Origin of the sequence: Brucella tritici (assembly GCF_008932295.1) — a bacterium.
Lineage (GTDB): Bacteria > Pseudomonadota > Alphaproteobacteria > Rhizobiales > Rhizobiaceae > Brucella > Brucella tritici.
The window spans coordinates 1-9,780 of record NZ_WBWA01000052.1 but is presented as its reverse complement, the minus strand read 5'-3'; the positions used below and the strand labels follow the sequence as shown (position 1 = coordinate 9,780).

Below are 9,780 nucleotides of genomic sequence, written 5' to 3'. Positions count from 1 at the left end.
TGCGGTTGATCAACATGGCTCCGTTCTCGAAGAAATCTTGCAGAAGCGGCGTGATAAAAGGGCGGCAAAGCGATTGCTTGTGGCGTTAATGAAGCGCTATGGCTTTGCTCCCAAACGGATCATCACCCATCGGTCACCTGGAGCGTTGCAACGGTTCGTCTCCATGCACTCAGCGACCCGCAATTGTTTCTCTGTTCCATCTCGTCGCCGAGCCGCACACACAATTCGCTACCATCGCCTCGAAGCTTCGATGCATGGAAAATTGCGGCCTGTTTCGCCTGAATATCTACGAGCCCCTGGCCTTTCCGGCCAGAGAAACTTAACGTGACAACACCCATTTCACAGTCTCCTTTCCAGCTGTTTCGGATTTGCATTATGCCGAATGGATAAGTGCCTTAATCCGGCAGAGCCGAGGTCCATAATCTTGAAATCTAGCTCCTATTCGACAAGTGTCGGTACCAAATCTGAAGCGGACATCGACGCTGTCAGCCCGATTGAGGCTCGATACTGGAAGGCACAGTGTTTCATTCTTATATATGGTGAGCAATCCCTTTGGGATGCGCAGCGTCGCGCAAACTTGGTGCACCTTCCCGCTCGATTTCCTCTTCGGTATAGGGATCGGCGTTCGCGTCGAACCGTTGTCAACCTTTCTGGACCTAGAGTTTGGGTCGGGCGTTGATATCCACCGGATTGTCACCGGCCAAAATTGCGTCTTCTTCCGATACGCCGCTCTTCGTAAGGGCCCCGATGAAACCACCGGCGACACCCCCGACAACTGCGCCTCTGACTGCACCGCCCCCCGCACCAGAGCGGGCATTCCTCTCGCCGTCCCGTCAGCGAAGTCGCGACATCTGTGCTCAGACCCGTTTCATCAATGAAGACGAGGCGCGCCGGATCGAGATCGAGTTGGCTGGCGAACCAGTCGTGGCGACGCTTCAAAAGGTCGGGGCGCTCCTGCTCCAATGCAGGTGCGGTCTTTTTTGAATGTCCAAGCGCGCCTTCCCAACAAGGGAATCCTTATCGCGATTCCGCGTACAACGGACGTGCCCTAGAATCCCCAAGTTCAAAGGCCGCAAAGGACAGTCGCCGGGTGCGACTGTCCTAAAGTGAAGGGCCACGTGGCTCCGTTGGTCTTCACAGAAAGCTATCAAGAATCGGCTTCCACTCGCCATTCTGATTGTCGAACTGCGGAATATGCGCGAGGCTATGAAGTAGCTTCACATCTTCGCCCAGTGTGGCCTGCCAGTCCTTGGCTTCGGTGAGGATGACGCCGATGCCGACGACCTCGCCACCCGCCTTGCGCACCAACTCGACTGATCCCTTGAGACTCGAACCCGACGCCACGACGTCGTCAACCACGACCACGCGTTTTCCCTCGAGAAGCGGGATTGCCTGACGATCGAGAAGCAAACGCTGCTCGCCCTTGGAGGTGATGGAAGAAATCGTCTGCACCAGTGCATCGCCGAGATGGATTTTCGGCGACTTCTGCAACACCACATAATCGTCGAGACCAAGCGCGCGCGACACTTCAATCGCCACCGGAATACCGAGCGTTGCAGCGCCGACGATCACATCGGGCTTCAGCGGCGCCAGCTTTTCGGCCAGCGTCTTGCCCACATGTTCGCCAAAGCGAACACCCAGATCGATGACCATCATCAGGGAAATGGCGAAGTTCGGATTGATCGGCACAATCGGCAGATCGACCTTGCGGCCTGCCACATCGACGGTCCAGACCTGTCCGTTGCCGGAGAGTTTCGTGCTGTCTTCAGTCATCGTTTTACGTCCTTGGTATTGAGCCGTGATTCGACCAGCAGGCCGACATTGCGCCAAGTGGTGCGCTTGCGCTTGGTGTCGAAGCCATAAATGGCGAGCGAAAGCGAAATGGCATGCGCCATGCGGATTGCTTGCACCAGAAGCGGAACACCGCGCGCCAGCGCAAAACGCAGGCGCATCGGGAAGGAGACGTCATCGATTTCCATGCCGCGGGCGCGCTGCGCATCCGCGATACGTTCGAAATCCTCGCGCAGCATTGGGATGATGCCAAAGGTCAGCGACAGCACTAGCGTTACCATAGGCGGCAGACGCGCAGCGCTTGCCGCTGCGAGAATGGAACCCGGCGTGCTGGTTTCCATTACAAAGTAGAAGGCAGCCGTGGTCGTCACCAGTCGCGCCGCCATACCGGCGGCAATCGGCAGCGTGTCCACGAAGGCCATACCTTGCAGCACGAGATTGAGAATCCAGCTCGCCATGACGAGCAGCGTCAACAGCATCGCACCCTTGAGATAGCCACGCAGGCCCGGCACCTTGACCAGCACCAGAAAGCCGACCGTCACCAGCGCCAGCGGCACGCCATAATGCCAGCCGGGCACCAGCCAGGCTGCAAGCATAACCAGAAAAGCCGCGACGAGCTTCACGAAGAAGTTCAAATCGTAGAAGATTTTCATGCGGCTTCTCCCGTCTCGACGACGCGCGGCTTGGGCCAGCCCAGTGCGCCATAGGCATCGGAAGCCCAGGACGCGTCCACATCGCCATCGAAAGTGACATGGCCGTTATCGAGGATCATGACACGGGACGACACATCGTCCACCAGTTCCAGATCGTGCGAGATCAGCATCACGGCACGGTTTTCGCTAAGTGCGGTTTCGAGGAACAGTTCCAGCATACGGCGACCGTTGAGATCGCGCGCCAGAAGCGGCTCATCGAGAATGGCAACCGAAGCGCCCGCCGCTTCCGCACAGGCGAGACCAAGCAAGGCCTGCTGCCGCGAGGAAAGCGCAAACGGGTTGGTTTCCTCGTGACCGCCCAGACCGTATTTGTGCAGGCAAGCCGTTGCGCGGGCGGTGATGGCGTCATCCTTCGGCGCGCGGGTTGCCGCTGTGATGGCGAAGACCACCTCTTCCAGCACCGTCATGTTGAACAAAATCCGGCGCATGTTCTGTGGCAGATAAGCAACCGAACGGGCACGCTTTGCGGCAGTCCACTTGTCGGCATTCTCGCCGCCAATGGTGATTGAACCGGCCGCAATTTTCTGAAGGCCCAGAATGGACTGGAACAGCGTGGTCTTGCCCGCGCCGTTCTTGCCAATCAGACCGACGACCTCGCCCGCCCGTATCTGGAAATTCACGTTTTCAAGAACCGGCTGTCCGTCACGGCGCTGAAGCTGCGTCTTGATGCACGACACGGAAACGAGTACCTGACCATCGGCTTTGCCACCGGCAAGGCGCTTGCGCACCGCCACAGGCGGCAGAACACCCGCATCTTCCCAGGCTCCCGCATCATTGATGATGGAAGCAAGCGGCACGACGGGCGCAAGCTTGCCTTCCTTCACCAGACCGACATCGGTGACGACAGCCTGCAAGGAAGCAGGATCCTGTTCAGCAATCAGCAGGGCCGGAATTTCCGCACCGAGCCTTTTGAGAACCCGCACAAGACGCTGGCGCGCCGCCGGATCAAGACCCGTGGTCGGCTCGTCGAGGATCAGGAGCTTCGGCTCGGCAGCCAGCGCGGCGGCCATGGCCACCATGCGCCGCTCGCCGCCCGAAAGGGTCAGCACGCGACGGCCACGCAAGGCATTCAGTTCAAGCTCGTTGAGAAGATCGTCAATCCGCGTGCGGACGGCGTCTTTGGCAAGGCCGCGATTTTCCAGCGGAAAGGCAATCAGGTCTTCGACGCTGAGATCCCAGAGCTGGTCTTCCACATTCTGCGAAACCACACCGACCGTGCTGAACAGCTCATCCTTCGATATGGAAGAGATGGGCTTGCCGTTCAGCGTCACATCGCCGCCAAAAACCTGCGGGGTAATCAGACGCGGTACAATGCCGGATGCAGCGTTGAGCAGCGTGGTCTTGCCACTGCCGCCCGCGCCGCAGACCAGAAGGCGTTCGCCGTCACGGATATCGAGGCTGGCCTCGGCGATTGCCAACACGGAATCGCCAAAGCCGACTTTAACATTCTGCAGTTGGAGCACTTTTCCGGGCCCGTTCTCAGAAACGCGTGAAACCGGACGGATGCGCGCCCTTGAGAATCTTCAGAGCCGGAACGACCAGCAGCGGGGTGCCGATCAGCATCGGAACGATATCGGAAAGACCGAGATACATGACGGCCCACCAGAATGGGAAAATGCCAAGATAGGCAAGGCTTGCCGAAACGGCGGCAACCATCAAGAGGCCAACAATCAGGCAGGTCGCTGCAATTTTAATCAGCGTTGCGCGATTGAAAGTCGTGGTCTTCGGATCGAACAGTATGCCGGGGATCAGGCCGGTTAGGCCAACCATGATGCCGTCGATGAGTAGCGAATGCGCAGGAATAAAGGTGCCAGCGAGTAGCGACCAAATGATTGTGCCGAGATAGCCGCAGATGAAGCCGCTCTTGCGGCCCAGCAGAATACCGACTAGCGGCGGCAGGAAAGCAAAAATGCGCCACTGGATCACACCCGGAACCAGCTGGATCGGATTGGCATAAGCCCAGAGAACGCCGGTTGCCGCAGCGGCAACGATGGAAAGAACGATCGGAAACAGTGTATTTCCGTCGTTGTGGATGGTGGTTGAGTTGGACATTGTCTTATTCCCGTAAAGTATCTCCCGTCTGCTTAAAGCAAAAGCCATGCCGCTTGGCTGTCGCAGCGGGCGAAAGAGACTTTATTGTAATGGCGTGAGGCTATCCTGTCGGCATTTCTGTAGCGATAAAGCACTTCCGGCAAAAACACCCGGCCTTCCGAAGAGTCAAGCGGAGTCACGCCTGCAAATCAAAGAGTCACATCATACTGGACTTTGCCAGAAGAAAACCACTCTCAATGGTTATCTCACCATCAGGAACAGGGTCGTTGGCGTCATCCTGGTGATCTCTGCCGTGTTGTTGTTATACGATCTAAGCTGCACAGTTGTTATGTCCGCCACTCCTCAACCTAGGCGTTTGCAATGGCTGGAAGGGCTTCTTGACAGCATGTTTGTCCATTCGCGCGCGTATGGAACACGGAACATCACTTCCACATGCTTCGCATCCGTGCGCCGACATCAATGCGGACATTGCGCGCGCTGGCTTCGCTGGCGGTTGCTGCTACTTTTGGCCAGTTCGCCGTCTCAAATAAATGAAGGAGTGTGGCGGGGATGAATCGCGTTCGCGAAGCATATACATGCCGGTCGCCCTTCGCATTTTGCCCATAGGTAAAAAAACGTTGCGGTGTAATGAGAGCAAGATTGTCGCGGGCCCGTGTCATGCCGACATAAAGCAGGCGGCGTTCCTCTTCCAGCTCGGCCGTCGTTCCCGCCCCCAGATCAGAGGGCATACAGCCGTCAACGACGTTGAGCATGTAAACGGAGCGCCATTCCAGACCTTTGGCGGAATGAATGGTGGAAAGGATGAGATAGTCCTCATCAAGAAGCGGTACGCCAGCCTGATCGCTCGTTGCATCCGTTGGATCAAGCGTAAGCTCGGTGAGAAAGCGTTCACGGTTCGGATAGCCGTTGGCGATCTGTTCGAGCTGAACCAGATCCGCCTTGCGTGTATCGTGGTCTTCATGAAGACGTTCAAGATGGGGCTCGTACCAGACGCGCGCCAGGCCGATTTCTCCTGGCCAACCGCCTTCGGCTTTTCGAAGGCTGGAGAGGAGATCAATAAAAGCTGGCCAGTCGTCCCCAATTCTTGGCGGTGGCGGAATTTCTGCAAGCGACTGCAAAGGTTCCGGGTCCAGGGCAATGGTGTCAAGAATCCTGCCAGCCGTTTGCGGGCCAACGCCGGGTAGCATCTGCAAAAGGCGGAAGCCCGCAACACGGTCGCGTGGATTCTGCGCAAACCTCAATGTAGCGAGCAGGTCTTTCACATGCGCACTGTCGAGGAATTTCAGTCCGCCGAATTTCACGAAGGGGATGTTGCGACGGGTAAGTTCGACTTCCAAAGCGCCACTATGGCTCGACGTGCGAAACAGCACCGCCTGCTGTTTGAGCCTGATGCCCACCTCACGGTTCGCCAGGACCTGCTCGACAATATAGTTCGCCTGATCGCTCTCGTCCCGAACCGTTACAAGCATGGGCCGTTGCTCCGATTGACGATCGGTCCAGAGGTTCTTGGTAAACCGTTCGCGGGCGAGACTGATCACTCCATTCGCGGCAGCAAGGATGGGCTGTGTTGAACGATAATTGCGATCGAGTGTGATGACGTCGGCTGGCTTTGGAGAAAATTCCTTGGGAAAGTCGAGGATGTTGTGAATGGTTGCTGCGCGGAAGGAATAGATCGACTGCGCATCATCACCAACAACCGTCAGACCATGCCCGCTCGGTTTCAGCGCCAACAGGATCGATGCCTGAAGGCGGTTTGTGTCCTGATATTCATCAACCAGAACATGGTCGAAACGATCACCGACATCCTCGGCAAGCGCGGCATCCGACATCATCTGCGCCCAGTAAAGCAGGAGATCATCATAATCGAGCACATTTTGATGCTGTTTGGCTTCCACATAGGCGGCAAAGAGCTGTTTCAGTTGCTCTTCCCAGCCAAGGGCAAAAGGATAGGCATTCTTTAACACCACGCCGATTGTACTCTCGGAATTGACGACCCGCGAATAGATTGCGAGACAGGTGCCTTTGGTTGGAAAGCGACTTTCCATTTTCGAGAAACCCAGTTCATGACGAATGAGGTTCATGAGATCGGCGCTGTCTTCTCGGTCATGAATGGTAAAGTCGGCGCTGAGCCCGATCTGTTGGGCGTAAATACGCAAAAGACGCGCGCCCATTCCATGAAACGTTCCCGCCCAGGCCAGGGCGTCCGTCATGAAGGTCGAGTGATCGCCAAGCACTTGTTTGCAGATACGCTGGACACGCCCGGCCATTTCGGATGCCGCGCGACGCGAGAATGTCATCAACAATATCCGGCGCGGATCAGCGCCATTGACGATCAGGTGAGCGACACGATGCGCCAATGTGGTCGTCTTGCCCGATCCAGCACCCGCGATGATCAAAAGTGGACCACCAATCGCGCCATCCGGCATGGCGACGCCATGCTCAACCGCCTCGCGCTGGCGATCATTCAGTTGTTCCAGATGGGCCGCTGCCATATGTCCTCGTCACGCATGAATGGTTTTGAACACGGGACCGCGGATAATCGGCTGACATGTCCATGCGTGCTTTATTAGAGCATTCGAAACAAAAAGGGAACATACTTGCCTGCGCCCCTGGCGATGCATTCCTTGCCTCGCAATCGCTGCAGTTAAACTATGGATTCTCCACGAGCGCTAATTGGCGAGATGTAGTGGTGGCAATCTCCGCGCAAATGTGCTAATGTGGGTTTGTGTATTTATATGGAGGCAGCCCTTATGAGCCGTCTGACAATCGACATAACAGATCAGCAGCATCAAAGCCTTAAGGCATTGGCGGCCTTGCAGGGCAAGACTATTAAGCAATACGCTCTCGAACGTCTGTTTCCAGGTGATGCTAATGCCGATCAGGCATGGCAGGAACTTAAAACCGTGCTGGGAAGTCGCATCAGCGATGGTCTTGCGGGCAATGTATCTACCAAGAGCATCGGCCAAATTCTGGATGATGAACTGGACGGGAATCGCGCTTGACGGCCTATGTCCTTACGGTAGAGGCGGAAGCGGATATGCGTCATATCATCCGCTACACGCGCAAGCAATGGAGTGATACACAGGTTCGGCGCTATATCGGCAACCTCGAACGTGGAATTGCCAACCTTGCAGCTGGCCAAGGTACTTTTAAGGATATGAGCGCACTATTTCCGATGTTGCGGATGGCGCACTGCTGCGAACATCATTACGTTTTTTGCTTACCGCGCGAGAATGCATCTGCCTTGGTGGTCGCAATTTTTCACGAACGAATGGATCTCATGGCAAGATTGGCAGATCGGCTCAAATTAGACTGAGCTATGGTGGCTGAATCTTCGAGATATTTAACCCCCGCATCTTCTTTTTCGAGCCAAGGTCAGAAACATCTGAACTGTCTCCATTGCATGTTCGAAATGCTGTAGCATGACCTGCCCAGTGGTTCCGCTTCGCTCTCCTCCTCCCTGCGAAGCGGGCGTTTTTTTGGTCAAATCGTAACGGTAGCCACACTCACGACAGGCCCGAGATTCTTATCTGGGCCTATAGCCTCGGGACTGTTTTTTCCGCGCCATAGTCAGGAACATTTTGATGGCCTCTGCTTCCTGTTCGAAATACTGTAGCTTGACCTGTCCAGAGGCTCCGATCCGGCCCCATTGACGTGTCAGGCAGGGTTCTCCAAACAACGAATAGGAAATATGCATGGCGTAGTAGCGGGCCATGTTTTTATTCGGGTCTGTCCGTTCGACATAGAGATGAAACTGCTGGGTGATCATGCAGCAAAAGATCGCTGAAACCGTCCCTCCCGTCTAACGACAGTTTTGAATCAATCAGCTCGGACCGATTCATTTCGGTGAACTATCGCTGTGTTCCCGGTCTGTTATCCGTCAAACGACGTAGAAATGGCCGAAAGTTAGGGATGACCATTTTTTGTCTCGATGGTAAAAATCGATCCATACAAAGAGGAGAGGGGCCATGGAGGGCAATCCCGATTTTCACAGATCCGGTGCGTTGAAGTCGCTTCTGACCGAAGGCCAGGAAGTGATACGTACTGCACGCGTATCCGATTATCCGAACTGGCTCGGTCCGATACCGGCTGTCCCGTTTGTCGTTCTGGCACTTGCCTGTGGTCTCGGCACGCTCTTATTTATCAGCAGGATTATTTAATTTCCAAAATAGCATGGATTTGCATGGCCGGATGAGTTGACCAGTATCGAACCGTCGACCTGTTAAAAAGGCCCTGACGCTCTTCCCAAAGACGCCAGGGCCGTTCAACGTAATCAGGTCAGTTGTCGTCCACGTTGAACGCCCAACGTATAATTTTCTTCGGTTGGAATTTAAACCCTGGCTTTTTTCGCAAGGACGCCGAGCCGCACGTGAAGCACGCGTATCCACACTTGGGCGCGGAAAGTTGTTTCATGCTATTCATCATATCCTGGAATTTTCGATAGACCCTGAAACCAATGAGCTTTTTCTCTTTCCAGAGTGGTCACTGTATGCGCTTGCACTTGATGTGTATAAAAATATGCATATATTGTGCGTATTATTGAGCGGAGGTGTGATGTGACACAGGCGCAGACAGATCGAGCATATGCTGTGGTTTCAGGCTTTGTTGACAGTCTTCAGGAGCCTCGGACACCCTATATCTCGCCATCGCGGCTATCGAAAGCGCTTGGGGTTAAGGTTGCAAATCTTGCAGAATTGACGGGTGTTCATCGTAACACGCTACGCAATCCGTCTTCCGAACGTTTGCAAGGCAGAATGCGGGAAATGGTAAAAGTACTATCCGCAGCGGCTGAACTGACTGGTGATCTCCAGAAGGCGATCTACTGGTATCGGAATGAGCCTATTGCTGATTACGACCACCGCACAGCCGCAGAACTTGTTGCAGATGGTGAGATAGAAGCTGTTCTGGCCTATATCAGGGACCTGGAGAACGGAGCGCGGGGATGAAGCTCGTCCGTATCGGACCGAAGGACGTTTTTCATCGTTATCTAACACCGAAATGGGCATTCCTTCCAATCAGTGGGGCTGGCGCTGCAGCAGATGGGGGACGTTTTAATCGGGTTATGTCGCAAATTTATCATGATGTTAGAAGCGGCCAGATCTTCAGACGCAATTATGCTGCGAGCTCCGCAAAGACCTCGAATGGCGAGCGGTTGTCATTGGCAAATTGGTTCTTGCGGATCATATGTGCCACTTCTATGCCCGCGATTGTCGCTGCGGCTGAA

General features: G+C 55.2%; 11 protein-coding genes and 2 pseudogenes. 5 read left to right on the top strand and 8 right to left on the bottom strand.

Going from position 1 to position 9,780, the window contains the following annotated elements:
* Positions 1 to 328: DDE-type integrase/transposase/recombinase (locus tag F9K91_RS26815; protein ID WP_459562248.1), on the top strand; the 328-nt coding region annotated here is incomplete at its 5' end.
* Between the two features lie 497 nt (positions 329 to 825).
* Here F9K91_RS26815 and F9K91_RS24990 read toward each other — a convergent pair.
* From F9K91_RS24990 to F9K91_RS24965, 6 genes and pseudogenes are all read right to left on the bottom strand, one after another.
* Positions 826 to 981 (bottom strand): annotated as a pseudogene (locus F9K91_RS24990) (IS630 family transposase); the annotation flags it as partial.
* 153 nt (positions 982 to 1,134) lie between these two features.
* Positions 1,135 to 1,773 carry a phosphoribosyltransferase family protein gene (locus F9K91_RS24985; protein WP_109989880.1) on the bottom strand — a complete coding sequence of 213 codons (639 nt, stop codon included), beginning with the start codon at positions 1,771 to 1,773 and terminating at the stop codon, positions 1,135 to 1,137.
* Positions 1,770 to 2,444, bottom strand: coding sequence for an energy-coupling factor transporter transmembrane component T family protein (locus tag F9K91_RS24980; RefSeq protein WP_109989879.1), 675 nt, complete (start codon positions 2,442 to 2,444; stop codon positions 1,770 to 1,772). Before F9K91_RS24980 ends, F9K91_RS24985 begins: the two co-directional genes overlap by 4 nt.
* The gene (locus tag F9K91_RS24975) at positions 2,441 to 3,925 is read right to left on the bottom strand and encodes an ABC transporter ATP-binding protein (RefSeq protein ID WP_235913440.1); all 1,485 of its coding nucleotides are present in this window, start codon (positions 3,923 to 3,925) and stop codon (positions 2,441 to 2,443) included. The genes F9K91_RS24980 and F9K91_RS24975 overlap by 4 nt, the downstream gene beginning before the upstream one ends.
* Positions 3,926 to 3,983: 58 nt before the next feature.
* A complete protein-coding gene (locus tag F9K91_RS24970; protein ID WP_021586547.1) occupies positions 3,984 to 4,556 on the bottom strand; it encodes an aminotriazole resistance protein in 573 nt (190 codons plus the stop codon).
* A gap of 422 nt (positions 4,557 to 4,978) precedes the next feature.
* Positions 4,979 to 7,048: an ATP-dependent helicase gene (locus F9K91_RS24965; protein ID WP_151679020.1), complete on the bottom strand. Its 2,070-nt coding sequence runs from the start codon at positions 7,046 to 7,048 to the stop codon at positions 4,979 to 4,981.
* A 258-nt stretch (positions 7,049 to 7,306) separates the two neighbouring features.
* On the opposite strand from F9K91_RS24965, the gene F9K91_RS24960 reads away from it, so the two are divergent.
* Together F9K91_RS24960 and F9K91_RS24955 are read left to right on the top strand one after the other, a co-directional pair.
* Entirely contained in the window at positions 7,307 to 7,558 is a 252-nt protein-coding gene (locus tag F9K91_RS24960; RefSeq protein WP_121987358.1) for an antitoxin, read from the top strand.
* A complete protein-coding gene (locus F9K91_RS24955) occupies positions 7,555 to 7,872 on the top strand; it encodes a type II toxin-antitoxin system RelE/ParE family toxin (protein WP_151679019.1) in 318 nt (105 codons plus the stop codon). Before F9K91_RS24960 ends, F9K91_RS24955 begins: the two co-directional genes overlap by 4 nt.
* 210 nt (positions 7,873 to 8,082) lie before the next feature.
* Here the strand turns inward: F9K91_RS24955 and F9K91_RS24950 are convergent, their stop codons facing one another.
* Entirely contained in the window at positions 8,083 to 8,253 is a 171-nt protein-coding gene (locus F9K91_RS24950) for a WGR domain-containing protein (protein WP_328593087.1), read from the bottom strand.
* 271 nt (positions 8,254 to 8,524) lie between these two features.
* On the opposite strand from F9K91_RS24950, the gene F9K91_RS24945 reads away from it, so the two are divergent.
* Both F9K91_RS24945 and F9K91_RS24940 read left to right on the top strand, forming a co-directional pair.
* Positions 8,525 to 8,716 (top strand): hypothetical protein, encoded by a 192-nt coding sequence (locus F9K91_RS24945; RefSeq protein ID WP_151679017.1) that lies wholly within the window; start codon positions 8,525 to 8,527, stop codon positions 8,714 to 8,716.
* 396 nt (positions 8,717 to 9,112) lie between these two features.
* The gene (locus F9K91_RS24940; protein ID WP_151679016.1) at positions 9,113 to 9,502 is read left to right on the top strand and encodes a hypothetical protein; all 390 of its coding nucleotides are present in this window, start codon (positions 9,113 to 9,115) and stop codon (positions 9,500 to 9,502) included.
* Positions 9,503 to 9,668: 166 nt separating this feature from the next.
* Here the strand turns inward: F9K91_RS24940 and F9K91_RS24930 are convergent.
* Positions 9,669 to 9,780, bottom strand: a pseudogene (locus F9K91_RS24930) (IS6 family transposase); the annotation flags it as partial.